The 23,258-nt window shown below is 43.8% G+C and carries 27 protein-coding genes and 1 riboswitch; of the genes, 15 read left to right on the top strand and 12 right to left on the bottom strand.

Annotated features, from left to right (window positions below; all coding sequences use genetic code 11):
• The first annotated feature begins 120 nt into the window (after positions 1-120).
• Both B9G69_RS09370 and B9G69_RS09365 read left to right on the top strand, forming a co-directional pair.
• Positions 121-414, top strand: a complete 294-nt coding sequence (locus tag B9G69_RS09370; protein ID WP_088615241.1) for a DUF883 family protein — start codon at positions 121-123, stop codon at positions 412-414.
• 56 nt (positions 415-470) lie between these two features.
• A complete protein-coding gene (locus B9G69_RS09365; protein ID WP_088615240.1) occupies positions 471-815 on the top strand; it encodes a hypothetical protein in 345 nt (114 codons plus the stop codon).
• Here the strand turns inward: B9G69_RS09365 and B9G69_RS09360 are convergent.
• On the bottom strand, positions 781-2,664 hold the full coding sequence (locus tag B9G69_RS09360) for an acetyl-CoA hydrolase/transferase C-terminal domain-containing protein (protein ID WP_254916847.1): 1,884 nt from the start codon (positions 2,662-2,664) through the stop codon (positions 781-783). The two genes, B9G69_RS09365 and B9G69_RS09360, sit on opposite strands and share 35 nt — an antisense overlap.
• 124 nt (positions 2,665-2,788) lie before the next feature.
• Here B9G69_RS09360 and B9G69_RS09355 point away from each other — a divergent pair, with 124 nt between their 5' ends.
• Genes B9G69_RS09355 through B9G69_RS09340 form a run of 4 tightly spaced genes read left to right on the top strand, consistent with a single transcriptional unit; the run spans position 2,789 to position 6,909 of the window.
• Complete coding sequence (locus tag B9G69_RS09355; RefSeq protein WP_176400948.1) at positions 2,789-2,962, top strand: hypothetical protein; 174 nt, start codon at positions 2,789-2,791, stop codon at positions 2,960-2,962.
• Between the two features lie 16 nt (positions 2,963-2,978).
• On the top strand, positions 2,979-5,420 hold the full coding sequence (gene ligD, locus B9G69_RS09350; RefSeq protein WP_265437706.1) for a DNA ligase D: 2,442 nt from the start codon (positions 2,979-2,981) through the stop codon (positions 5,418-5,420).
• The gene (locus tag B9G69_RS09345) at positions 5,417-6,013 is read left to right on the top strand and encodes a ribonuclease HII (protein ID WP_088615237.1); all 597 of its coding nucleotides are present in this window, start codon (positions 5,417-5,419) and stop codon (positions 6,011-6,013) included. Before ligD ends, B9G69_RS09345 begins: the two co-directional genes overlap by 4 nt.
• Positions 6,014-6,027: 14 nt before the next feature.
• Positions 6,028-6,909 (top strand): SDR family oxidoreductase, encoded by an 882-nt coding sequence (locus tag B9G69_RS09340; RefSeq protein WP_265437705.1) that lies wholly within the window; start codon positions 6,028-6,030, stop codon positions 6,907-6,909.
• On the opposite strand, the gene B9G69_RS09335 is transcribed toward B9G69_RS09340, so the two are convergent.
• A complete protein-coding gene (locus B9G69_RS09335) occupies positions 6,906-7,091 on the bottom strand; it encodes a hypothetical protein (protein WP_265437704.1) in 186 nt (61 codons plus the stop codon). The two genes, B9G69_RS09340 and B9G69_RS09335, sit on opposite strands and share 4 nt — an antisense overlap.
• Between B9G69_RS09335 and B9G69_RS09330 the strand changes: the two genes are divergently transcribed.
• From B9G69_RS09330 to B9G69_RS09320, 3 genes are all read left to right on the top strand, one after another.
• Entirely contained in the window at positions 7,072-7,350 is a 279-nt protein-coding gene (locus tag B9G69_RS09330; RefSeq protein WP_265437703.1) for a hypothetical protein, read from the top strand. The genes B9G69_RS09335 and B9G69_RS09330 overlap by 20 nt on opposite strands.
• A gap of 8 nt (positions 7,351-7,358) precedes the next feature.
• The gene (locus tag B9G69_RS09325; RefSeq protein ID WP_088615810.1) at positions 7,359-8,633 is read left to right on the top strand and encodes a glycoside hydrolase family 113; all 1,275 of its coding nucleotides are present in this window, start codon (positions 7,359-7,361) and stop codon (positions 8,631-8,633) included.
• A gap of 119 nt (positions 8,634-8,752) precedes the next feature.
• Complete coding sequence (locus B9G69_RS09320; protein ID WP_088615811.1) at positions 8,753-9,382, top strand: DUF6151 family protein; 630 nt, start codon at positions 8,753-8,755, stop codon at positions 9,380-9,382.
• A gap of 11 nt (positions 9,383-9,393) precedes the next feature.
• Here B9G69_RS09320 and B9G69_RS09315 read toward each other — a convergent pair whose 3' ends face one another.
• From B9G69_RS09315 to katG, 3 genes are all read right to left on the bottom strand, one after another.
• Entirely contained in the window at positions 9,394-9,765 is a 372-nt protein-coding gene (locus B9G69_RS09315; RefSeq protein ID WP_088615812.1) for a hypothetical protein, read from the bottom strand.
• Positions 9,766-10,037: 272 nt separating this feature from the next.
• Complete coding sequence (locus tag B9G69_RS09310; protein ID WP_088615813.1) at positions 10,038-10,295, bottom strand: DUF2945 domain-containing protein; 258 nt, start codon at positions 10,293-10,295, stop codon at positions 10,038-10,040.
• Between the two features lie 57 nt (positions 10,296-10,352).
• Positions 10,353-12,545, bottom strand: coding sequence for a catalase/peroxidase HPI (gene katG / locus B9G69_RS09305; protein WP_088615814.1), 2,193 nt, complete (start codon positions 12,543-12,545; stop codon positions 10,353-10,355).
• Positions 12,546-12,762: 217 nt separating this feature from the next.
• On the opposite strand from katG, the gene B9G69_RS09300 reads away from it, so the two are divergent.
• The 6 genes from B9G69_RS09300 to B9G69_RS09275 all read left to right on the top strand — a co-directional run bounded on the left by B9G69_RS09300 (position 12,763) and on the right by B9G69_RS09275 (position 18,945).
• Positions 12,763-14,166: a hypothetical protein gene (locus tag B9G69_RS09300; RefSeq protein ID WP_088615815.1), complete on the top strand. Its 1,404-nt coding sequence runs from the start codon at positions 12,763-12,765 to the stop codon at positions 14,164-14,166.
• Positions 14,167-14,250: 84 nt separating this feature from the next.
• On the top strand, positions 14,251-15,519 hold the full coding sequence (locus B9G69_RS09295; RefSeq protein WP_088615816.1) for a putative DNA modification/repair radical SAM protein: 1,269 nt from the start codon (positions 14,251-14,253) through the stop codon (positions 15,517-15,519).
• Positions 15,516-16,892: a UdgX family uracil-DNA binding protein gene (locus B9G69_RS09290; protein WP_088615817.1), complete on the top strand. Its 1,377-nt coding sequence runs from the start codon at positions 15,516-15,518 to the stop codon at positions 16,890-16,892. The genes B9G69_RS09295 and B9G69_RS09290 overlap by 4 nt, the downstream gene beginning before the upstream one ends.
• Positions 16,893-17,026: 134 nt before the next feature.
• Positions 17,027-17,614, top strand: a complete 588-nt coding sequence (locus tag B9G69_RS09285; RefSeq protein ID WP_088615818.1) for a YdeI/OmpD-associated family protein — start codon at positions 17,027-17,029, stop codon at positions 17,612-17,614.
• Between the two features lie 55 nt (positions 17,615-17,669).
• Positions 17,670-17,966, top strand: coding sequence for an ArsR/SmtB family transcription factor (locus B9G69_RS09280; RefSeq protein WP_088615819.1), 297 nt, complete (start codon positions 17,670-17,672; stop codon positions 17,964-17,966).
• Between the two features lie 229 nt (positions 17,967-18,195).
• Positions 18,196-18,945, top strand: a complete 750-nt coding sequence (locus B9G69_RS09275; RefSeq protein WP_088617204.1) for an SDR family NAD(P)-dependent oxidoreductase — start codon at positions 18,196-18,198, stop codon at positions 18,943-18,945.
• An 82-nt stretch (positions 18,946-19,027) separates the two neighbouring features.
• Here the strand turns inward: B9G69_RS09275 and B9G69_RS09270 are convergent, their stop codons facing one another.
• The 7 genes from B9G69_RS09270 to B9G69_RS09240 form a co-directional block, all read right to left on the bottom strand.
• On the bottom strand, positions 19,028-19,480 hold the full coding sequence (locus B9G69_RS09270) for a hypothetical protein (RefSeq protein WP_088615820.1): 453 nt from the start codon (positions 19,478-19,480) through the stop codon (positions 19,028-19,030).
• A 35-nt stretch (positions 19,481-19,515) separates the two neighbouring features.
• Complete coding sequence (locus B9G69_RS09265; RefSeq protein WP_265437702.1) at positions 19,516-19,803, bottom strand: hypothetical protein; 288 nt, start codon at positions 19,801-19,803, stop codon at positions 19,516-19,518.
• A gap of 70 nt (positions 19,804-19,873) precedes the next feature.
• Positions 19,874-20,353 carry a VOC family protein gene (locus B9G69_RS09260; RefSeq protein ID WP_088615822.1) on the bottom strand — a complete coding sequence of 160 codons (480 nt, stop codon included), beginning with the start codon at positions 20,351-20,353 and terminating at the stop codon, positions 19,874-19,876.
• Between the two features lie 144 nt (positions 20,354-20,497).
• Positions 20,498-20,803, bottom strand: a complete 306-nt coding sequence (locus tag B9G69_RS09255) for a nuclear transport factor 2 family protein (protein WP_217897703.1) — start codon at positions 20,801-20,803, stop codon at positions 20,498-20,500.
• A gap of 6 nt (positions 20,804-20,809) precedes the next feature.
• A complete protein-coding gene (locus B9G69_RS09250) occupies positions 20,810-21,667 on the bottom strand; it encodes an alpha/beta fold hydrolase (protein ID WP_088615824.1) in 858 nt (285 codons plus the stop codon).
• Between the two features lie 67 nt (positions 21,668-21,734).
• Positions 21,735-22,115: a nucleoside diphosphate kinase regulator gene (gene rnk / locus B9G69_RS09245; protein ID WP_088615825.1), complete on the bottom strand. Its 381-nt coding sequence runs from the start codon at positions 22,113-22,115 to the stop codon at positions 21,735-21,737.
• Between the two features lie 236 nt (positions 22,116-22,351).
• Positions 22,352-22,966: a DUF938 domain-containing protein gene (locus tag B9G69_RS09240; protein WP_088615826.1), complete on the bottom strand. Its 615-nt coding sequence runs from the start codon at positions 22,964-22,966 to the stop codon at positions 22,352-22,354.
• 126 nt (positions 22,967-23,092) lie between these two features.
• A riboswitch (yybP-ykoY riboswitch) is annotated at positions 23,093-23,247 on the top strand.
• Positions 23,248-23,258: the final 11 nt, after the last annotated feature.

Genomic DNA, 23,258 nt, shown 5'->3' with positions numbered 1-23,258 from the left:
CGGGACTCTTTGTAGGTCGAGTTTATGAACCATAACAAAAAAGCGAAGCTTTCCTAGCTCTTGGCTAAAAAAGTGATAATCATAGCAACAAGGCCTCATCATATTACCAAGGAGGGTGCAATGGCTGAAACTTCAAGAGAATTTATGAATGATATTAAATCAACTGGCAAACAAGCAGCAGACACTGGCAAACAGTTGTACGGCGAAGCAAAGTCCGAGTTGAAAAGCAAAGTCAACGAAGCGAAATCTGAACTAGAGAGCACGTGGGGCGATCGTTATGAAACGATCAAACACAAAGCTCAAGATGCAATGGATACGTCTGAAGACTTCATCAAAGACCATCCAATTGCCACAGTCCTAGGCGCTTGTGCCGTAGGATTTGTAGCGGGCTTGATCGCCCGTCGTCGTAACTAAAAAAAATGGGCGGATCACATCCGCCCATTTTCATTTTTCTCAAAGAGGAGGATGGTATGGCAAAGGAACTTACACAACACGGTTTAAATGAAAGCAATTGGGGGCAAGTTACTCAGGAAGTTCGTAAGAAATGGACTAAACTGAACGAGGCTGACCTTGAGCGCATTGAACACGACTTCAACGCTTTGACCGACCTGGTTTCCTTGAAAACAGGCCTCACTCACGAAGAAACAGAACAGCGTTTAGATGATATCATCGCTCGTTGCGGAACTCAGACAACAATGAATGCCGTAGAATCAGAGAACTCTTGGAAGCAAGGGAACTCACAATCTTCTTCTCGCAGCGCTGGAACTTTAGATTCGGGAACTATTGAAGACGATTCTGAAGAGCAAGCTCCTTAAGTGAGCCCAGCAGAACTCGCTGATAAAGGATCTCTTTCAAAGACTGGGGCTTGAATAATTTCATCCGCTCCAGTTCCTCTTTATAATCCAACGCGTTTCCTGTGATTCCACTCACCAAGGTTTTAATCAATTGTCTTCGAGGCTTCTCTTTTAAATTTAACAAGGCCGCTTGCAACCTTTCTTCGACGGGAGAGAAATCACTGCCGAATGGAAATACTTTAAATTGGCCGTGAGCTTTCGCTGTGCGAGCAAATTCTGCAATCTTGGCAGGAGTGTTTGACCGCGCGATCTTTGGAATTTGCCAATGAGGATCGATCTTTTTGTTCTTTCTGGCGATCTCTAGCAATTCTTCCTGGAATTCGGCATCACAAATCATTAAAAGACGCTTAATACATTCGGAATCACTTTGCCCTTTTAGAAATGCAATTCCGTACTCCGTGATCACCACGTCACGAAGATGTCGAGAGATCGTTAATTGAGAAGGGTTCCAGGCAATATTTGATTCCCTTTTCCCTGCTTTTTCTCGAGTACTTTTCATCATCAGGACAGAGTAGGAATCCGGTAACTCGTGAGACATCGCAACGAAGTTATATTGACCACCCACGCCGCTTACCACGTTCCCATTGCCCAAAGTTTCGGAGGCTGCACCACCTAGCAGACTCATTTGCATACAGGTATTAAAGAATCGAGCATTCTTGCGTTGTTTTCTAAGGGCCAATTCATGGGCATCATACAAATCATTGACCTTAGAAACTCGGGTCATAGAAAGCCCCGCAAAATCTATTTCTGAAAGGTTTCTAAGCCATTCATAAAACGACTTAGATCCCAAAAAGAATGCACCATGCAAGTAACGAAGCGCATTTTCTTCATGATCCCTTATGGATCGTTTCAGAATACCGGCCTGTCGTAAATGCATAAAGCCATCCATAATCATCTCGCTGGTTCCATACAAACCTTTGTCGAAGATTTCTGAATGAATGTCCTTAGAGCTTGGCAGAACGAACTTTTTATCAAGCTCTGCCAAAAGTGATTTATAGGTGTCGTTCTGCTGGTGACGGCAGACTGTAGATGCAGTCAAAGCATCTGAAAGGGAGCCAATACCAATCTGCAACGTCCCGTCATCGCGTATCATACGACTGGCATGCAGGCCAATCATATGCTCCACTTCATCAATGGAGTTTTTAGGTGTCGCAAATAATTTGTGCTGAATTTCAGAGGATTCTACAATTCCCTCAAAAAAATCAGGACTGACCTCGGCGTCTCCGCCTAAAAATGGCAACTCGGGATGAACCACGCCAAGGACTGTGAAAGGCTTGCCGTGGGTCCTATAAAGCTCCACAACATCTAAGGTTAAATCGGGATTACAACTAAGGCTGTAGCGTCCATCCGGCGATTTTGCGATCAGCTGGATCACACCATCCAGATTCATTTCCAAAATACTTTGCGCCACGTGCGTATAATTCAAACTGATATAATTACTTTGCGCGTGCAGATTCCCCAATGTTGTACCGGCTTGGAAATAAAATTCGTGCAAAGAAATATTTTCCGGTACTTGGTTATTCTGAAGATCTTCGACGTAGTGCAAACGAGGATAATTATCTCCAAAATGTTTTGAAAAAAAAGGTCCCGTAAAGCGCGCTTCTAATTCTGTTTTTGGTTGGGGAATATCCAAAGAAAGCGCCGTGAAAAATGTCAGCTTTAAGTTCTTCTGATTTTTAACGCGGTCATAAAGAGCATTTACAAGCTGATTTGGTTTACCCAACCCCAGTGGAATGGCAAAACGCAATTCGTTGCCAAATTTCGAAACGATATATTCTTCAGCCTGCTTAATACTTGAAAACACTTTCATAAGCAAAATCATCACGGCGACAAAGGACTCAAGTCAAGACAGGCCGCTTTATTGATCAATGACATAGGACGTTTACGAGGACATCAAACAGAAGGAAAATAGAAACTTCAAAGGAGGAAGAATCATGGCTCAAAAAACGAATAAAAAAAGTCGATCCACGCAAAAATCCCCTGCAAAAACATCCAAGGAAACAAATAAAACACATCAACGAAGTTGGGATCAAGAAACATCCGCAGATATTCCCTATGATGATTCCGTAGAATCACCACGCAGCCGTCAAACACCATCAATGTATTAACACCTAGGAGGCCGTGATGCCTTTAACCAAGTATAACAAGATGCGGGACTTTTCTATCACGAAAGAACCCAAAGGAATTCAGAAGAAATCAAAAAAGGGAGCTCTTTCTTTTGTCGTACAAGAGCATCACGCCAGCCATCTTCATTGGGACTTCCGTTTAGAATGGGAGGGTGTCCTTAAAAGTTGGGCTGTGCCAAAAGGCCCAAGTATGGATCCGCACACCAAGCGTCTTGCGGTGGAAACAGAAGATCATCCCCTTTCCTATGGCAGTTTCCATGGCACAATCCCCGAAGATCAATATGGCGGCGGCGAAGTTTACATTTGGGACAAGGGCACTTGGGAACCTCTGGAAGACGCTGGCAGAGGTTTTAAAAAAGGGCATCTGGTCTTTAACCTCAAGGGAAAAAAACTAAAGGGCGTCTTTCATCTGGTTCGCACTCGCGGTCAAGGCCGTCAAAATCAATGGCTGCTGATGAAAAAAGATGACGCTTACGCTGAAGCTGTCCCGGATATTGAACTGGTCGCACCGAAAAAATCAACTCGCCCGAAAGCGGCTGCAAAATCCACGGCGGTTAAAAAAAAAATCCCGACAAAATCAAAAAAGATCCAACGCCTTCCCTTCATCACGCCCGAGCTAGCACTGTTAGTCGACGAACCACCGGAAGGACCCGAGTGGCTTCATGAGTTAAAGTTCGACGGCTACCGTGTTCAAGCGCATGTTTACGGAGAAGATGTCGCTCTTTACACTCGTTCCGGACAGAATTGGACTGACAAATTTCCCAGTATCGCGCAAGGGCTTACCAAGCTGAACTTAGAGGGTGCAGTACTAGATGGGGAAATCGTTATTCTGGATGAGCAAGGACGGAGCGACTTTCAACTTTTACAAAATGCCTTAAAAGCTAATAACACCCGAAACATGTTCTTTTATGCGTTCGATTTATTAGCGATTGCCGGTAAAGATCTAAGATCACTGACTTTAGAGCAAAGGAAAGACGAACTTCAAAAGCTGATCAAAAAATCAGTTCCGCAAATTCGTTATAGCGGTGAATTCGAAGGCACCGGCAAAAGCCTGCTTGCCTTGGCAAAAAAACATGGACTCGAAGGTATTATCTCTAAAAAAAGGGAAAGTCCCTATCGCTCCGAAAGAAATTCTAACTGGTTGAAAATTAAATGCAGCTCCCAACAGGAGTTTGTCATCGCTGGATACACGGACAGCAAGGGCAGCCGGGATCACTTTGGGGCATTGCTTTTAGGAATCTACAAAAATGACAAACTTCAATATGTGGGCAAGGTGGGAACAGGCTTCACTCAGCAATCATTAAGAGACGTCTTTAAAACTTTAAAGCCATTGGAAATCAAGACGTCACCTTTCGACCTAAAGTCGCCCCGTGGAAAAGACATCCATTGGTTAAAACCCAAATACAGTGCCGAGATCACCTTTGCCAACTGGACTCACGAAGAAATTCTGAGGGTGCCGGTATTTCATGGATTGCGCGAAGACAAACCAACAAAACAAATAAAAAAGGAAACTCCAGCTATGTTACCTTCATCGAAAGAGGATTGGAGCATTTCCAGTCCTGAGAAAATCCTTTTTCCTAAAGAGAAAATCACCAAGAAAGACGTTGCAACTTTCTATTCTAAAATTGCTAAACACATCATACCTCTTGTCACGGACCGTCCCCTTTCTCTGGTTCGCTGTCCCAACGGAACCGGGAAACAATGTTTTTTCCAAAAGCATCAGGCGAAAATTCCCGAATCGATGACACCGGTAAAATTGAAGGAACATGGCGGTTATGGAACTTACATGAGCATTCATGACGATGCGGGGCTTGCTGCTTTGGTTCAAATGAATGCATTTGAAATCCATTGCTCCAACTCTCGTCATCCCCAAACTGATGTACCTGACCAATTCGTTATGGATTTCGATCCAGGTCCGGGTGTCAGCTGGAAAGCTGTCGTGGATTCCGCATTCACACTTAGAAAACTGCTGGAGGGATTAAGTTTAAAAAGCTTTGTGAAACTGAGCGGCGGAAAAGGCGTTCATGTGCATGTACCGATCTCGCCGCAGTATACTTTTGATCAGATCAACAGTTTCACTCATGCTTTAGCATTGCAGATGGAGCAGCAAGACCCTGATCTTTATGTTTCTAAGATGTCTAAGAAAATTCGTGAAGGCCGAATCTTTGTCGATTACTTAAGAAACTCCCAAGGCGCAACAGCTGTGGCTCCTTACTCGCTTCGTGCGCGTGAAGTCAGCGCAGTTGCCATGCCAATTACCTGGAATGATCTTAAAAAAATTCCTAGTGGAAATTTCTATGATTTGAAAAAAGCATTGGCGCATCTGCAACGGCGCCGCAGTGATCCGTGGCAAGGTTATGGAAAACTCAAACAGCGTATTCCGCTTTTAGAAAAAACCACGACGAAAAAAAGTTCGACTCGTGCACAAGCACATGCATGAAAGAGTGGCATAAATTTCGTCCCAAACCGGTGATTGGAGTTGATGAGGTCGGTCGTGGCAGCCTTGCCGGACCGGTCTTTGCTGCTGCGGTCGTTCTAAAACACGAACGACTTCCCGAATTTCTAAGGGATTCAAAGCTTCTATCCCGTAAGCAGAGAATTGAAGTGTTTAAGGAAATCTGTGCTGAGCATCGTGTCGCCATAGGTTTAGCCACCGTCGAAGAAATTGCTATGTTAAATATCGTCTATGCTTCAACACTGGCTATGAAACGTGCCATCATGGGCCTGCAATTGAGCAAGGGGCATGTTCTAGTGGATGGCCGTATTCGAATACCCACTTTGCCGAAAGAATATTTACAAACAACTGTCGTGAAAGGAGACCTGCACTATCCCCCCATTTCTGCCGCTTCAATCATTTCCAAAGTCACGCGCGATGAATTGATGGCAGTCTTGGCAGAACAATATCCAGCCTATGGCTGGGAACATAATGCAGGCTATGCCACGGCTTCGCATATCAAAGCTTTGCGAGAAAATGGACCTTGTCAACTTCATCGCAAATCCTTTGCTCAAGTTAGCCTTCCATTTATTTTCTAACAAAGGAGTCCATCATGACGAGTATTCACAGCAAAAGAAAACCGCATCCACCCTTTAAAGAACATAAGCAAAAGTCCCCAGGGCTTGAAAAAAAGATGAACATTAAGCCCAAGTATCACGCTCCTCAATACAAAGCCGCTGGCAAATTAATCGGCAAACGCGCGTTGATAACAGGTGGGGATTCAGGTATTGGTCGTGCCGTGGCCTTACTGTATGCACGTGAAGGCGCTTCTGTGCTCATCACCTACCTTCCCGAGGAACGAGTCGATGCGGAACAAACCCAAAGTGATATCCAAGAAATGGGAGGCACTTGTGTCCTGTTATCAGGTGATTTGACGAAGGAAGCATTCTGTAAAAAAGCTGTCGCAGAAACCGTCAAAAAACTGGGTGGCATCGATATCTTAGTTAGCAATGCCGCTCACCAAATGCGTAAAGACGACATTTCCGAAATTACGACGGCAGAGTTTGATCGAACTTTCAAAACCAATGTTTACGCTTACTTCCATTTGGCGAAAGCAGCGGTCCCCCACATGAAGCCAGGATCTTGCATCATCGCGACAAGCTCCGAAACTTCCACACGTGCTCCAGAGCAGCTGTTGGATTACTCGTCGACCAAGGGAGCAATCAATACCTTTACGAAGTCGCTTGCACAGATGTTGGTTAAAAAGGGAATCCGGGTCAACGCGGTTGCACCGGGGCCCGTTTGGACTCCACTAAATCCTTCTGACGAAGGAACTCAGACCAAGAAAATTAAAAAATTCGGTGAGCAACAACCCATTGGTCGCGCCGCGCAACCCGAGGAAATTGCCCCTGCGTATGTATTTCTGGCGTCAGAAGCAGACTCTAGCTACGTCAGCGGGGTGATACTTCCTGAGATGGGAGCAGAACCTATCTAGGCTGACTTAGTTCGCGATTTCGAAGCAGTTTTCTTTTTGGCGGCGGTTTTTCGAGCCGCCAAACTTTTTTGCAATAGCGGCATCAAATCCACAACGTTATCAGTTGTTTCCACTTGTTCCTCTTTGACCGGCGCGATTTTATGGCCCTTACCGCCTTTGATTTTGCGATCAATTACTTTCATATTCTGGGGTCGCGTTATCGTTACCGCATTCAACGGCTACACTTTAGGTCGCATCGATTCAAAAGTTTTGACTGTTGATCTTAATATCGGCAGCAAAGGCACTGATGGCGTTATCATTATGACTTCCGGTCGTAACATCGGTTCTTCATGGGTTCAAATCCGTGCAAACGTAACGGCTTATGGTTTGGATGCTTACATCGTAGTGGGCGGCCAAGGCCAAGCTAAAACAATGTCTAAACTTAAACGCGTCAGCAAATAGGATAGAACATGAAAATTTTTAATTTAATTTTCGCATTCGTATTGATGTTCGCAGCAAATTCAATTGCTGCTGGCAAATACGTTGCAGGTTTCAACCTGACGGAATCTGAAGGTTTCCTTTATGATGCTGCAGCCGCGGGCCAGCCGAAAACTTTGGCTCAGCAAGCAGTGGACGAGGCAAAACGCCTTGGATCAAACCACATCATCTTGAATCTTCGCGCAACAATGAGGGGCCCTTACTCTTCAGAAATCATTCCCGTAACGGCTCCGGCTGAGCGTTCTAAAGAAGCTATGCGCATGGCTAAGCTTATTAAGTACATTCAGTCTCAAGGAATGACCGTGGGTATCCGCCCTATCTTTTTCGTGGTAGGTCCAAATGGCGAATTTCCTTACGTTGAAAAACAAACTGATGGCACTTACAAAACTTGGTGGCATGGAAATATCCAACCTAAAGATCCAAATCGTTGGTTTGAATCATTCCGCGTTTACTTAGATGTTTACCTAACAACGGCAAAGCTTGCTAAAGTCGACGAGTTCACGATCGGTGCAGAGCTTTACTCTATGACTGTCGGTATTGAGGACCAATGGAAAGAGTATCCATACGGCTTCCCAGGTCGCTGGTTGGAACTTCTTCGTTATGTTCGCGCCAAACTACCTAACGCGCGTTTGATGTACGACGTAAACTTCACTGACGACAGCGTTAACAACGGTCCGTTGACAGCGTCTGGTGGTGAATTCGAAAGATGGCGCTACCGTTTGGTTGATCTTGCGGATCGTCCAAATCCAGAAGAACAAAAAATCTGGCAAGACCTTTCCACTTTCTGGAAAGAACTTGATGCGGTTGGTTTGGATATCTATCGTTCATTAGCCTCAAACGGCCAAGCATTGCCAGGCAACTACGGTGACCTTGTAAGTACTTTGAAACTTCGCTCGGACTCTTATGCAACTCAATTGGATACAGGTCTTACACAGATCGAAATGACTTTGGATCACCACAAGAAAGCTATCATTAAAGAAATTGGTTTCCGCTCTGTGGAAAAAGGTTTCATTGATCCCTTTGCATATGCGGGCTCGGGAACTGTAAACATTCAAGATCAAGCAGCTGCATTCCAAGCCGTGTTTGAATCTTTCTGGCAACCACAATGGCCATGGTTCCAAGGTATCAATTTCTGGGATATCGCAGTTGATCCTTCGAAAAAAGGTAAAGGCGACAACGGTTTTTCTCCAATAGGAAAAGAAGCCACTGAAAATGTTGTCAAAGACAACTACTCTAAAAATAACTAGTTCCTTTAAATCCCCGCCTAAAGCGGGGATTTTTCTTTTCCGACTCTCTGTCTTGAATTTAAAAATTTAATTCCATTTATCTCGGCATTGCGTGATCATTTCTTAATCGAGGTGGGAATATGCTAATGGCATTTGAATGTGACTGTGGAAAAGTAAAGGGTACTGTTGAATCTAAAAGACTTAAAGGGTTCAGAGCCGTTTGCCTGTGTGATGATTGCCAAGCCTATGCTCACTATCTTAAACGCGCTGATACCTTGGATGCCAATGGAGGAACGGACATCATTCCCGTTATGCCTTCTCACTTGAAATTCACGGACGGCTGGGAGCAGATGAAGAATCTTCGACTTTATAAAAGCGGAATGTACCGTTGGTATGCAGACTGCTGCAAAACTCCCATCGGAAATGGTATGACGTCCGCGAAAATGCCTTACATCGGGATGGCAGAACGTATTTTCACCAAAAAGAATTCATCGCAAAAAGTTCAAGAAGAATTCGGTCCCATTACGGAGCACATGCAAGCGCAGTTCGGCAAAGGAACATTGCCTGCTGATTCAAGAAAAACTGTATCTCCAGGCTTTATGTTCAGAGTTCTAAAATTTATTCTTACTGCCAAATTTACCGGAGCGGGCTCGCCATCTCCGTTCTTTGATTCAGAAGGTATTCCAACAAAGGAACCTTATGTTCTAACCAAAGAAGAGCGCGAATCATTGCGCCCTTTGTGCGGTTCTAAAAGAACTGACGTTAAGTAGGCATGTAGCTATTATTTTTTAAAAGATTTAAGCGTGCACTGAAAGTCTTCGGATTGGTTTGTTTGGGCGTCTATTTGTTGGGCCCAAACTTTTGTGCCGATGGTTTCAGTGTATTGCAGAATAACTTGAAAGTTATAGTTTGTAGGATCAATCAAGCGAAAGATATCTACTAAGAATCCTTCGTTATCGCGTTCGAAGTCTTTATCGCCGACAAGCTTCATTGTTGCGCTTGCATTTTTATAATCGGCCTGCAAAGGATAAGTTTGGTTGTTAGGCGTGATATCAAGTTGCCTATTACCACAATCAAAATTCCAGGATTTAGCCATCACTGTCGGAGCTGCGAATAGCATTAATACTGTGATTAGCAGAGAGGCCGTTTTCATCGTAGCTCCTTTAGGTGCTGGTCATATTATATGAAGCTAAGACTTTGTTTCAAGAGGGGTTCTATTAAACTGCACTCATCAAAAAGTGTGAATAAACGACAGATTCCACCGGTTTTGATTCAAGAAAGAACTGACATTTTACAGAGTTAGGGAACCGCGATTTCCAATTGTCTAAATAGTTTACGCGTTAGGGGCCATTTGAATTTTTCTTCAAACGTAGATTTCAGCTATGATAGGGCCGACTCCATCTAGGAATTTGGAAACAATGCGAATTATTTTTCGCTAAACATACGCGGTGATTTTGTGCTCGATTTCGCCTGCTTTACCAGTTCAGATTCCAATTTCAAAGCGATGTTACCGGCTTCCGATTTTACTAGATATGCGGGCTTTTCTTCAGACCCATGGCGAGTGATTTTTTTACCTTTAATAGTTTTCGTTACGGACTCATGAAATACGTCTTCGACAGTTCCATGCACGGCTCTACCAAGATAGTTCCATTGTACTTTTTGATTTTTTTTAAATTGCGCCACGAAAAGACTCTTTTCAAAAATTTTTGCGGGGGGACGTACATCCCCCACATCTTTGAACTAATGCTTTAGATCATAGCGGTCAAGATTCATCACCTTGTTCCATGCTGCTACAAAGTCTTTAACAAACTTTTCTTTAGCATCATCGGACGCATAAACTTCGGCAATAGCACGCAGCTGGGAATGGTAACCAAACACCAGATCCACATTTGTCGCAGTCCATTTCACTTTTCCGGTCCTGCGATCCTTCCCTTCATAAATTCCCTTTTTCGGCTCATCCCACTCGGTACTCATGTCCAAAAGATTCGTAAAGAAATCGTTTGTGAGCATGCCTACTCTGTCGGTGAACACACCATGTTTGGAATTTTCATGATTAATATCTAAAACCCGAAGGCCACCCATCAAGACTGTCATCTCTGGCGCAGTAAGCTTTAGTAAATTCGCGCGATCCAACATATGAGTTTCAGGTGTTAGCGTAGCGCGTTTACCCATGTAGTTTCTGAACCCATCAGCTTTAGGTTCAAGTACGGCAAAAGCGTGAGCATCCGTTTGCTCCTGCGAAGAATCCGTGCGACCCGGATTAAATGGAACAGTGATGTTATGACCTGCTTTCTTTGCTGCATCCTCGATCGCTGCACAACCGCCAAGTACAATTAAATCTGCCATGGAAACTTTTTTTCCTGAGCCTGATTTATCAAATTCATTTTTTATTTTTTCCAATGTCTGCAAAGTTTTGGAAAGCTCTTTAGGTTCGTTTACTTCCCAATCTTTTTGTGGAGCCAAGCGAAGGCGCCCACCGTTTGCTCCCCCGCGACGATCTGTTCCTCGGAAAGAAGCAGCCGCAGACCATGCAGTCGAAATAAGTCTTGAATTACCAATCCCAGACGCAAGTAATGTTTCTTTCAGAGATTTGATGTCTTGATCATCGATCATTTTATAATCAGCTTTAGGAATGGGATCTTGCCATAGCTGTTGTTCTGGCACCCACGGTCCCCAGAATCTTGAGGCGGGCCCCATGTCACGATGTAGGAGTTTGTACCAAGCCTTTGCAAAGGCGTCTGCAAACTCTTGATGGTTTTCGTGGAAACGTTTTGAAATCTTGGCGTATTCAGGATCTGCCTTCAATGCTATATCGGTCGTCAGCATTGTTGGCGCGTGCTTCTTGGTTGGATCATGGGCATCAGGGACGGTATTCTGCGCCTCTTTATTCACCGGCTTCCATTGATGGGCACCGGCGGGGCTTTTAGATAGTTCCCATTCAAATTTATGAAGGTTTTCGAAAAATCCGTTGGACCATTTCGTGGGAGTACTCGTCCATGCACCCTCAAGACCACTGGTGATCGCATCTCCCCCTTTGCCAGTTTTAAAAGAGTTTTTCCACCCTAGTCCTTGTCCATGCATGGGGCAGCCCTCGGGTTCTGGTCCAACTTTTTTAGGATCTCCGGCGCCGTGGGTTTTTCCGAAAGTATGTCCCCCAGCAATCAACGCAACAGTTTCTTCGTCATTCATTGCCATACGCGCAAAAGTTTCGCGGATATCTTTAGACGCAGCTTTTGGATCAGGTTTTCCGTTGGGTCCTTCAGGATTCACATAGATCAAACCCATCTGAACGGCCCCTAAGGGGTTAGCCAAATTACGATCCCCACTATAGCGTTCATCACCAAGCCATGTGTCTTCAGGTCCCCAGAAAACCTCGACGGGTTCCCACACATCTTCTCGGCCAAAGCCAAATCCAAAAGTTTTAAAACCCATGGATTCTAAGGCGCAGTTGCCAGCAAAAACCAACAGATCTGCCCACGAAACTTTTCGACCATATTTTTGTTTGATGGGCCACAACAACCTGCGAGCTTTATCTAAGTTGGCGTTGTCCGGCCAACTGTTAAGTGGAGCAAATCTTTGAGCTCCATCACCCCCACCGCCTCGACCATCCTCTACACGATAAGTACCGGCCGCATGCCAACTCATGCGAATAAAAAGAGGACCGTAATGACCATAATCCGCAGGCCACCAATCCTGTGATTTTGTCATGATATCAAAGATGTCGCGCTTTAAAGCCTCAACATCCAATTTTTTAAACTCTTCAGAGTATTTATAGGTGCCTTCCATCGGGTTCGAATGTGGCGAATGCTGGTGCAGAACAGACAGATCTAATTGGTTCGGCCACCAGTCACGATTATTATGAGGTCTACGACCTGTCTTCGCTTCGGGGGCTTTTATAGCGGGATTTTCACTCTCACTTCGTGGTTCAGACATAGCTGTGCTCCTGATAGATAAGTTCAAAAATTCCAATATGATTTCTTGTTGAGCTAATACGATATCTTTGTCGCATTGTTGGGAAAGCATTGTTCTGAATGCTCTGTTGACTTACAAAAAATTAAATACGCTGTTGTTTGTTAGAACTCAGTACTTCAGCCCAGGCCCTCGCACAACGTTCTCCACTTTCTGCGGATAATTCGTAAGAATAGAATTCATGAAAAACACTATTTACATCAGTTCGTTAGCTCTTGTTGTTTCTTGTTTTAACACCGCTGCTTTTGCTCAAGCACATGCTGAAGACTTCAAAGTTCAGCTAAAGCAAGAAAACGCAGCAAAGCCACAAAAGACGGCACAAGTTGAACATAAAGCAACTCATGACGAAGCTCCTGCCAAGCCGGTTAAGAAAACTGTGAGTGGAAAAACTCCTTCAAGCTACAATCGTGAAATCAGCACTATTGATGGTAAAACGACTTATACAGTGACCGGCCGTGCTCCTCATCTATACATGGTTAGCCGTGATCTTTATGGAAATGAAAAACAGTGGAAAGCCATTGCTGACTGGAACTCTTTAAAAGAACCCTATACTTTGCAACAAGGTCAGCAGTTGGTAATCAAAAAATCTCCAACGATTTCCGCAGAAGAAGCTGATGCTATTCTAATTAAGAACTATACGAAACTAAACCGCATGGAAACTGTTGCAGGCATCCAAGCCGCTTCAGAAAAACATCAAGAAAAAGAAATGGCTAAGGAAGAGCCGGCTCACGAAGAAGCTTCTACACCAGTTGCGGCAGCTGCCGTGAATGCCGCTGCCGCAACTGCAGCGGTAAGCACACCGAAACCTGCGGAGGAGGCTTCCCTCCCAACGCCGACCTCTGTGGATCCGCATGCGGCTAAAACAGAAGCACCTGCGGCCGAACCGGAACCCGCATATCAAGTTCCAGTTGAACAGCCAAAACCTAAAGAAGAAAAAACTCACGGTCATAGCAATTGGAGCTTTAAGACATCACTGGCTGCTTCTAAATTTTCTTTGCAAGAAAAAGCGAACGATGGATCTTCTGATATCACATTACATTCTGATATCGATTACGGTGTCGAGCTTGAGGTCGCTTATCACTTATCTGAAAAAACAGAGTTTCTGATTGGTGCCGCCGTTGAAAAAATGGATATCCATCCTGACGAAAATGTCGGAGAGATCGAAGGCGAAGCTCAATGGCTTGCGAAATACACTTTAGGTGTTGAATACGAAATGACTCCGGTCACAACTTTGGCTGCCCTAGTGAACTATGAGCAAACTCCGTTTGTTGAACCGACTGTTGGGGGTGCGGAAGTCAAATCAATCTTCATCCCGCAAATTCAGTTGGGCGCTAGATGGAATTTTGTAAATACAGGAAAATTTAAAATGGCATTGATCACGGATGGCGTGATCAGTATGGCGACAAATCATGATGGACTTGATTTGAAATCAGGTGGTGGCTATTACGCGGGCTTGAAATTCTCCAACGAATTTACTAAGCGCACCCTGACTTATGGAGTTGCCTACCGCGATATTTATCAAGACACAGAGGAAAACAAAAACACGCTAAAAACCTGGTACGCTAATATTGGTTTGATTTGGTAACCGATTTTTAAGTAAGTCTCGTTTTTCAGTAATTCCCGCCGAGGTACATTGACTTACATATATATGTAAATTATATGTAAGTTAATGACAATCAAATGGGATGTTCTCAAGTCAAAACTCGCTATCCTCGCAGACGCTGCGAAATACGATGCCTCTTGCTCCTCAAGCGGTTCACAACGTAAACGTGAAAACGGCGGGATGGGGAATGTGGAGGGCATGGGAATTTGCCACAGCTACGCACCGGATGGTCGTTGCATCAGCCTTCTTAAAATTCTGATGACCAATTTTTGCATCTTTGATTGCAAGTATTGTGTAAATCGCGTTTCCAGCGATGTAAAACGCGCACGCTTCACGCCTGAAGAAATCGTTCAACTCACGTTAGAGTTTTATCGCAGAAATTATATTGAAGGACTGTTTTTAAGTTCCGGCATTATCAACAGTTCCGATGAAACCATGGAGCTGCTGATTCAAGTCGCTAAGTCCCTGCGTATTGAACACAAATTTCAAGGTTATATTCACTTAAAAGTTGTCGCAGGGTCATCGCAAGAGTTGATTCTCAAAGCCGGCCTGTGGGCAGATCGTGTCAGTGCAAATATCGAAATGCCTGTCCAAGAAGATTTAAATGCATTGGCTCCCGCAAAAACAATTAAGGAAGCGACCACTTCCATGGATCAAATCGCCACTCGGGTCGAGGAGGCGAAGGAAGATCAAAAAAAGTTTTTCAAGGCTCCCCGCTTTGCTCCCGCAGGTCAAACAACCCAAATGATCGTGGGTGCGACTGAAAGCACCGACTCTGTGATTCTGCATCAATCCCAAGATCTCTATAAAAAGTATTCTCTACGTAGAGTTTATTACTCGGCTTATAGTCCGATTCCTCATGCAGATGCTTTTTTACCGCGAGGCGAACCTTCCCTAGTGCGGGAAAACCGATTGTATCAAGCAGACTGGCTGGTGCGCTTTTATAAGTTCGATGCCAAAGAACTAACAAGCACTGATGCTCCAAACTTACCGTTGGACATTGATCCAAAGACTGCTTGGGCTCTTCGCAATCGCCATGCTTTTCCGGTGAATGTAAATACAGCCAGTCGAGAGGAGCTTTTGCGAGTCCCGGGATTCGGTGTAAAGAACGTTGAACGTATTTTACAGATGCGTCCTTTCCGCCGAATTACTTTGCTTGATATCGGCAAACTTCGCATTCCTTTGAAGCGCGCAAAATATTTCATCATCACCCAAGATCATAATCCTGACGTTTACTTAGTTGATGCTAATGATCTTAAAGAGCGCATTAAACCTGAGGACAAACAGCTATCACTTTTTGACGTAAAGCTTTCTGCGGTTTCCGGTGACCTATGAACTGGAATCAGTGGCGAGAGAAAGCTCGCAAGCAATTGATTGATGGCGTGTCTCCTGCCGAAGCTGTTTGGAATGACAGTCCTCAATTTTTATTTTCTGTTCTTGAACGAAAACCCTTAGAAAAGCCTGTCATTCCTAAAGAGTTTTTAGAAATTGGTCCTTTGATTGCGGCGGCTCGCGAGCCGGACCGGTGGGATTTGCTTTATCGCTTAGTCTATCGACTGAATCACGAAACAAGTCATTTACTGAACATCATCACAGATAGCGATGTAAAGAAAGCAATGGATTTAGTTAAATCTGTCCGTAAAGATATTCATAAAATGCACGCCTTTGTGCGATTTAAGAAAATCGAAATTGATGGACAAGAGGGCTACATAGCTTGGCACAAGACTGAGCATCTGATCATGGAACTAGGAACTCCATTTTTTGTCCGACGCTTTGGTGATAAACCATGGTCCATCTTTTCCCCAGATGCCTCCGCTCATTGGAATTTGAAAGAGCTGACATTTGCAGAGGGAATGCCCGAGCACGAGTTCAATCATCAGGATGAGTTCGATGAGGTGTGGAAAACTTATTATAAGTCGATCTTTAATCCGGCTCGCCTCAATATCAAGATGATGAAGCAAGAGATGTCACCGAAATACTGGTCAAGTATGCCCGAGACTGCTTTAATTCACGAGTTGATTCGCGAAGCCCCGGAACGCTTACAGAAAATGGCACAAGCTCCGAAAGTACGCGCAGATGTTCCCGCAAATTTATCGTTAAATGGAATTAAGGACTTAGCAAAGAAGTGTAAAATCTGTCCTTGGGCAGAGTACGCCACCCAAACAGTTTTTGGCGAGGGAAATCCTAAAGCAAAACTGATGATTGTCGGGGAGCAACCCGGCAACGAAGAAGATTTAATCGGTCATGCCTTTATCGGACCCGCTGGAAAAATTCTGTCAGAAGCTTTAATCGAATTGGGAATTCCGAGAGACTCGGTCTACATTACGAATGCCGTAAAACATTTCAAATGGTCCCCGTCCGAGGATGGCAAAGCCCGTATTCATAAAAAGCCAAGTGGCTCTGATATGCACGCCTGTAAGCCTTGGCTTGAAGCCGAGATCGCTGCTATTAAGCCAAAAGTAATTATTGCTTTGGGTGCGACGGCCGCGACTTCTATTCTAGGAAAATTGGTAAAAATCAACGAAGTCCGTGATAAAGTAATTACTAATAATTCCTTAGCCGAAAGTATCGTTATTTCATGGCATCCATCCGCAATCTTACGCGCGTACGATCAAAAAGATGCAAATGAAAAACTGGCGCAACTAAAAATCGATTTGGCAAAAGCCTTTATGCTAACCGCAATGCCAAACCCTACTGCCTACTATTAATTTACCTCCACCCCGCGAAAGACATCCAGTTTTGCTCTTGTAGAAGCTTGGTTTACGGTATCCGATTGTCAGGACAGATAAATGCCGGAAAGATGTATTAGAGCTTAAAACAATTTAAATTTGACGGGTAAAACATGCCTAAAACTAAAAGCAAAGTCGACGCGTTTATAAAATCTGAAAAAGTTTGGCCCAACGAAGCTAAATTGATGAGAGAGGTTTGCCTTGAATGCGATCTTCAAGAAGATTTCAAATGGCGATTTCCTTGTTACACTCGAAATGGCAAGAACCTGATCATGATTCAGACTTTCAAAAACATGTGTGCTTTGATGTTTTTCAATGGTGTGCTTTTAAAAGACCCTAAAAAAATTCTGAAATCTCCTGGCGACAACTCTCAGATTGTGAAAAGACTGGAGTTTCATTCTTTAAGTGATGTTAAAAAGGTACGAGCTGATATGAAGGCCTTGATCAAACAAGCTATCAAGGTAAATGACTCGGGAGCAAAAGTTGTCAAATCTGCACCTAAAAAGTTAACAATGCCGGAAGAACTTCAAGCTGCTTTAAACAAGAATAAAAAACTTAAAATCGCTTTTGAAAAACTCACACCAGGACGCCAAAGACTTTATACAATGCATATCGCTTCTGCAAAACAAGAAGCCACACGAATTGCGCGAGTCGAAAAATGCGTTCCTAAAATTTTGAAGGGCTTGGGTTTACACGACTAATCCTCGGGAAAGCACTGGCTGGACAGATTTTGCGATTTATTGTATGATCTAGTTCATGACGACGAAATCGGTGCGATTAACAGATAAACAGTTTGAACAGATCGGGAAGGCTTTAGCAGAGCCTCGTCGTTATCTTATTTTGAAGCAAATCGGTTCCTGCAAAAATGATAAAGCAATGGCCTGCAGTGCTCTTCAAGAAGAGCATGACATCAGTGCCGCGACTCTGTCTCATCATATTAAAGAACTAGAGACCGCCGGTTTAGTTACAATCACACGCGAAGGTAAATTCATGCGCCTTTCAGTTCAGCGCGATGTTTTGCACGCCTATCTAGATAAGCTCTCAAAAATCTGATTTTGAAATCCTCGGTCTCCGATTTGTAGACCTAAATGGATGCGACATATGTCCATACCTGCATAAATTCAGGCGACCCACCCTTCTATCTAATTGTAATTATTCAAGTTTTTTAATACTTAGACAATTATCTAAGTGTCACATTGACAAAGAAATTTTCATTTCGATATTTATCTAAGTGTCGAATAATACGAAACCCCGGGCAACCGGATAATCAATGGAGATCGAAGTGAAAAAGCTAAACGGGAAAGTGGCAGTCGTTACAGGAGCCTCTAAAGGAATTGGTGCGGCTATCGCTAAAGAATACGCTGCAAATGGTGCGGCAGTGGTTGTTAACTATTCCTCAAGTAAAGAAGACGCCGAAAGAGTCGTTAAAGAAATCGTCGCCAATGATGGCAAAGCTATCGCCGTACAAGGTAGCGTTGCCAATGCTGACGACGTCAAAAGAATTTTTGACGAAACCAAGAAGGCCTTTGGGAAACTGGACATCTTAGTGAATAACGCTGGCATTTATAAATTTACAACCATCGAAGAGGTCACTGAAGAAGAATTCCACCGTCAATTCAATACGAATGTTTTGGGAATCCTACTTTCCACTCGCGAAGCCATTAAGCACTTCACCAAAGACGGCGGAAGCATCATTAATGTCAGTTCTGTTGTTAGCACAAGCCCGATGCCAGGAACTGCAATTTATGCTGCAACAAAGGGTGCGGTCGACACTATGACGATTGGCTTAGCCAGAGAATTGGCTGGCAGAAAAATTCGCGTCAATAATATCGCTCCGGGCGGTGTTGAGACGGAAGGCTCTAGAACTCTTGGTATGATCGGCAGTGATATGGAGAAAAACATCGTCGCACAAACCCCACTGGGACGTATCGGCCAACCACAAGACATCGCAAAAATTGCTTTGTTCTTGGCCTCTGATGATTCTGCTTGGGTCACAGGCGAACGCATCCAAGGCTCTGGCGGACTTCGTTAGGAGGCACAGATGAAATTCTTGAGTCTATTTAAGAACGGTTTAGCTCGAATTTCCTCTGTGCTTAAAGAATATAACGAAATAGCTAATTCGGATTATCGATATAGTCAAAGTAAGCACGGCACAAAGCTGTGTCGGCCTTGATTCTATTATAACGTAGGACCTTATCCATTCGGCGTGCTTTACAACGATTTACAATCGGACCAATCAAAGCACCAGGTCGCTCTTTCAAAACGGGAGCGGCCTCATCCTTACATCCTTGATCAACACTATTCCATGCGGACTCGCAGACCGTACGATCTAAGTTATAGCAAACTCCTTGAGGACTAGAACTGCCGCAGGGCTGTTTTGAAAGCCCCTCTTCAATTTCTTTTTGAACAACATAGGTATTAAGCATGTGGATTGAAAATGCCACAATGGCCAGGGAGCCGACGGCTATTTCCCAGTAGATAGACACATTCGTCGCGCGCGCTAACGGACGAAAGTAAATCAGCAAGGCCCCAAGAATAAGAAGAACCACATAAAATATGTCTGACATATTTCAAGGATACGGCCACCTTAGCAAAAGAGCAACTAAACTAGAAACTTTAAAAGGTCTTCGAGAGTGATAAGGCTAAGGCGGATTTTCTCTGCTTCACCAAGATTTCCCAAGCGTTCATATTCGGATTTAGCATGTCGCCGCATGATCATTTCGGATTTAATAATTTCCTCGATCATTTCGATGGTCACCGGTTTACGTGGAACTTCTGATACCGTGGGATCTAAATCTGCGATCTCCTCTTTGGGAACTGCTCCTGCATTATCCACCGCTGTCATAATAGCACGAATAGCGCCAACGGCTTCCGTTTCACGAGCAGCCATTGCTGCTCGCAATAAGTTAACACTTTTTTTTCTAAAAATGGCTGATGCGTCTTCCATACCAAAACCTTATTTAAGATTTTTCGTAAGCGTCTCTTAGCTTTTTAATATCAAGCTTTTTCATCTTCCACATTGCATGCATGACGGCTTCTTTTTTCTTTTTGTTTTTACTGGTATTCCACTTATCGAATTCAGCGGGAGTCACCTGCCAGCGCACCCCATATTTATCAACAACCCAGCCGCACTCTACTTCTTTACCACCGCCGCTAGAAAGTTTTTTCCAGTAGTAGTCGATTTCGCGCTGAGTTTTACATGGAACAACGAAGGAGATAGATTCATTAAATGGCATTTTCGTGAAACCATTTAACAGCATGATCTTTTGACCCATTAAAGTAATGTGAGTCGTCAGAACAGAACCCTCTTTAACTCCCATGGGGTTACTTCCCCAATAAGCGGACTTGCCAATTTTAGCGTCTTTAAAAACTGATTTATAAAACTTTGCCATCTCGGTGGCTTTATCATCGGACCATACACTTACGTACATTTTAGACATGACAAAATCTCCTCAAAAAATTATTTTCTTCAGCCCATCTCATTGCATCTTCGCTATTCAGGAAAGATCGCATTTCCGTGATTTTTCCATTTTTAAATTGAAAAACGTCACCCAATCGCGCATCGATCCACTCAGTCTTATCCTTCAGTCTGACTCGCACATGAACAAAAACAACGACCTTATCATTGACGACTTTTGCTCAGGTTCGCAACTGCCTTCAGCCCAAGTGCTTCTTCCTTGTGCTAGGTGCACTTTCATCTGATCAAGCCCGCGATATATTCCAGACGAAGGAAAGCCTTCAGGCTCTACTCTAACAATATCGGGAGCAAAGAATTTCAGTAACGCATCAGTTTCATTGCGGTTAATTCCCGCATATACTTGCTTAACTGTTACAATGTCGTTGACGTGATTTTGATCCTGAAGCGACACGAAACCTCCACTAAAATTCATTTTAAATTATTTTAAGAAATCGATCATGATATTTAAACTTGCTTGTGCCATGGCAGGAGAATCTTTCGATACGCTCCCGATAAAATTATCGTGAGGTCCAGGCAAAACTGCGAACCGCCCTTGCGGAAGCAGTCTAGTCACGTAAACTCCATGTTCTAATGTCGCGACATCTTGATCCGTTTGCATAATCAAGACAGGAACTTTAACGGCGCGAATGGATTTTTCCGGGATGTCTTTAAAGGTGCGCATACGATTTGAATCATATTCGAACATCTTTTGCAGATCTTGGGGACGAGGTGAAACCTTCACATAAGCGTCTTTCAATTCTTGAGGCATGGAATTGATGGTCGCACCCTTCATCATTTCCCAGAATTGCGGTGGAGCACCCTTACGACTGTACAGCCCTGAACCTAAAACCATTTTGCTCATCAGATCCGGATAAAGAATGCCAATGTACATTCCTGTCGTGGCGCCGTTACTAAATCCGATGAACTTCGCTTTTTCAATGTGAAGCTGTTTTAAAGCTTCAGCGATATCTTTCGCCGTGTTTTCAAAACCAAAAGGTCGATCCGATACTGGAGATTTTCCATGCCCCTGCTCATCAAAGGCAATGACGCGAAAATGTTTCGACAAAGCAACAATACCCTTCCCAAAACTGACGTGAATATCAGACCCGCCTCCATGCAAAAGAACCAAGGGTTCGCCAGTACCATGCATTTCGTAATAAATATCTGTACCGTTAACTTTCAAATAACCACTTTGATCTGGTTGAAGCTTTACGGATTTAGTTTCGTCAGAAACTTTAGATGTGTGGGCGCAGGCTGCAAGAACAAGAACAAAAAACGACAAAACGTACTTCATCATGTCTTCTCCAAACTTTGGGTTCGAAGAAATAGCTTAACGAAAAAGAGGGAGAATTACTCCCTCTTTTTTATCCACCTCTATAAACCGAGACCACTTTGATTCTGCGGACCTTACCATCAGCAATAGGCCAATCAATCATTTGTCCTACACGCAAACCAATTAAGGCCGCACCAACTGGAGCCAGGATCGAAACTTTGTTCTGCTCGATATTAGCATCGTTTGGGTAAGCTAAAATAACTGACTGTTCTTTGCCAGTATCCAGATCCACAAACGTCACTTGGGAATTCATCGATACGGTATCTTGGGGAAGTTCGTCAGAGGGAACCAACTCTGCACGATCAAGCTCTTCTTCAAGCTGTTCTGCAATCGGCGCCTTAGACACTGATAGCAAGGTAGAGATTTTTGTATAGTCCTCTTGCGAGATAACTAATGAGGGAAGCTGCTGCATAGGGCACTCCTTTTGTTAATATTCAGTTTTTAAATTGAGTTGAAATCTAGAAAGCGAAAGCAAAAGCACCACAGAGGTAATCCCTGCGGTTCAAAGAAATAAACTTCAAAACCATCCCTAATTGGAGCGGTAAAGCTTTAAAGTTAAAATAAGAAAGATGAGATGCTGAAATCATTATTGACTGAGTATAGCAAACGAACATCCATTTTACCAGCGTATCGTTTGCTTTCTGAGATCTATCGTTTGCTAATGAATTTAAGTCTTCGGAATACTAACATGCGATTATTCGAAGGCATTTCATAATCTTTTAACAGCTCAAAACCATTCTTAAACATCGCAGCTAAGACATCCTCGAAATTGCGAAGGCCACTTGAAGGATTTTGCTCTCGCAAAGTCTTATCAAACTCTTCGTTACTGGCAGTCGTGAATTTACCGTTATAGTTGAAAGGGCCATAGATCATCACTTTGCCACCCTCTTCTAAACGGCCGGCAATCAACTTGATAAAGGTTTTACATTCTTTCCAGCTCATGATGTGGAAAGTATTGATTGTTAAAATAGTGTCGAAGGTGCGAATCGGAAAATCGTCTTCGCCAATTTTCATACGGAATGGAAGTTTGATATTGGGGATCGCCGCTTGTTTGATATGCTCACGAAGCATCGGCAGGTTTTCACTCACCTCTGTCGGAGTCCATTCCATCTTAGGAAAATGAGGAGCCAGGAAAACCGCGTGCTGCCCGGTTCCCGCACCCACCTCAAGAAGACGCTTGTCCTCGGGACGAAGGACTTTTTTAAGCACTTCCAAAATTGGTTCTTTGTTGCGATCCGCGGCTGCAGAAAATGGAACTTCCATGAGTAATCCTTTAAAAGCTAAGCTTTAAAAACCCACTCTATCAAAGAAAGTACCAGTTTGATATGCTGTTCCCGTGAATTCTTTCTGCCTGACTTGACAGATTTTCACTCTCACTATACTTTCATTAAAAATATCTATTGGGGAGTAGCCTCCACCTAAAGGGACTCAGTCAACATACTTGTGCCTTGTGCATATGGCTGAATCGGCGCTAAACACGCTTGGCAAGACCAATACAAACTTGATGAACCCATGCCAGAGGTCCGTCCGTTTGTATTAGTCATCTGGCAAAAAG

This window comes from Bdellovibrio sp. SKB1291214 (assembly GCF_002209355.2).
Lineage (GTDB): Bacteria > Bdellovibrionota > Bdellovibrionia > Bdellovibrionales > Bdellovibrionaceae > Bdellovibrio.
This window is presented reverse-complemented; position numbering and strand designations above follow the sequence as displayed.

Excerpts from the sequence above, each read along its gene's own strand:
- katG (WP_088615814.1), bottom strand. The coding sequence starts at position 12,545 with ATGTCTGAACCACGAAGTGAGAGTGAAAATCCCGCTATAAAAGCCCCC.
- B9G69_RS09290 (WP_088615817.1), top strand. The coding sequence starts at position 15,516 with ATGAACTGGAATCAGTGGCGAGAGAAAGCTCGCAAGCAATTGATTGAT.
- B9G69_RS09370 (WP_088615241.1), top strand. The coding sequence starts at position 121 with ATGGCTGAAACTTCAAGAGAATTTATGAATGATATTAAATCAACTGGC.
- ligD (WP_265437706.1), top strand. The coding sequence starts at position 2,979 with ATGCCTTTAACCAAGTATAACAAGATGCGGGACTTTTCTATCACGAAA.
- B9G69_RS09255 (WP_217897703.1), bottom strand. The coding sequence starts at position 20,803 with ATGAATTTTAGTGGAGGTTTCGTGTCGCTTCAGGATCAAAATCACGTC.
- B9G69_RS09285 (WP_088615818.1), top strand. The coding sequence starts at position 17,027 with ATGCCTAAAACTAAAAGCAAAGTCGACGCGTTTATAAAATCTGAAAAA.
- B9G69_RS09295 (WP_088615816.1), top strand. The coding sequence starts at position 14,251 with ATGACAATCAAATGGGATGTTCTCAAGTCAAAACTCGCTATCCTCGCA.
- B9G69_RS09260 (WP_088615822.1), bottom strand. The coding sequence starts at position 20,353 with ATGTCTAAAATGTACGTAAGTGTATGGTCCGATGATAAAGCCACCGAG.
- B9G69_RS09345 (WP_088615237.1), top strand. The coding sequence starts at position 5,417 with ATGAAAGAGTGGCATAAATTTCGTCCCAAACCGGTGATTGGAGTTGAT.
- B9G69_RS09300 (WP_088615815.1), top strand. The coding sequence starts at position 12,763 with ATGAAAAACACTATTTACATCAGTTCGTTAGCTCTTGTTGTTTCTTGT.
- B9G69_RS09340 (WP_265437705.1), top strand. The coding sequence starts at position 6,028 with ATGACGAGTATTCACAGCAAAAGAAAACCGCATCCACCCTTTAAAGAA.
- B9G69_RS09280 (WP_088615819.1), top strand. The coding sequence starts at position 17,670 with ATGACGACGAAATCGGTGCGATTAACAGATAAACAGTTTGAACAGATC.
- B9G69_RS09335 (WP_265437704.1), bottom strand. The coding sequence starts at position 7,091 with ATGAAAGTAATTGATCGCAAAATCAAAGGCGGTAAGGGCCATAAAATC.
- B9G69_RS09365 (WP_088615240.1), top strand. The coding sequence starts at position 471 with ATGGCAAAGGAACTTACACAACACGGTTTAAATGAAAGCAATTGGGGG.
- B9G69_RS09265 (WP_265437702.1), bottom strand. The coding sequence starts at position 19,803 with ATGGCTGCTCGTGAAACGGAAGCCGTTGGCGCTATTCGTGCTATTATG.
- B9G69_RS09355 (WP_176400948.1), top strand. The coding sequence starts at position 2,789 with ATGGCTCAAAAAACGAATAAAAAAAGTCGATCCACGCAAAAATCCCCT.
- B9G69_RS09325 (WP_088615810.1), top strand. The coding sequence starts at position 7,359 with ATGAAAATTTTTAATTTAATTTTCGCATTCGTATTGATGTTCGCAGCA.
- B9G69_RS09250 (WP_088615824.1), bottom strand. The coding sequence starts at position 21,667 with ATGATGAAGTACGTTTTGTCGTTTTTTGTTCTTGTTCTTGCAGCCTGC.
- B9G69_RS09360 (WP_254916847.1), bottom strand. The coding sequence starts at position 2,664 with ATGAAAGTGTTTTCAAGTATTAAGCAGGCTGAAGAATATATCGTTTCG.
- rnk (WP_088615825.1), bottom strand. The coding sequence starts at position 22,115 with ATGCAGCAGCTTCCCTCATTAGTTATCTCGCAAGAGGACTATACAAAA.
- B9G69_RS09270 (WP_088615820.1), bottom strand. The coding sequence starts at position 19,480 with ATGTCAGACATATTTTATGTGGTTCTTCTTATTCTTGGGGCCTTGCTG.
- B9G69_RS09315 (WP_088615812.1), bottom strand. The coding sequence starts at position 9,765 with ATGAAAACGGCCTCTCTGCTAATCACAGTATTAATGCTATTCGCAGCT.
- B9G69_RS09320 (WP_088615811.1), top strand. The coding sequence starts at position 8,753 with ATGCTAATGGCATTTGAATGTGACTGTGGAAAAGTAAAGGGTACTGTT.
- B9G69_RS09240 (WP_088615826.1), bottom strand. The coding sequence starts at position 22,966 with ATGGAAGTTCCATTTTCTGCAGCCGCGGATCGCAACAAAGAACCAATT.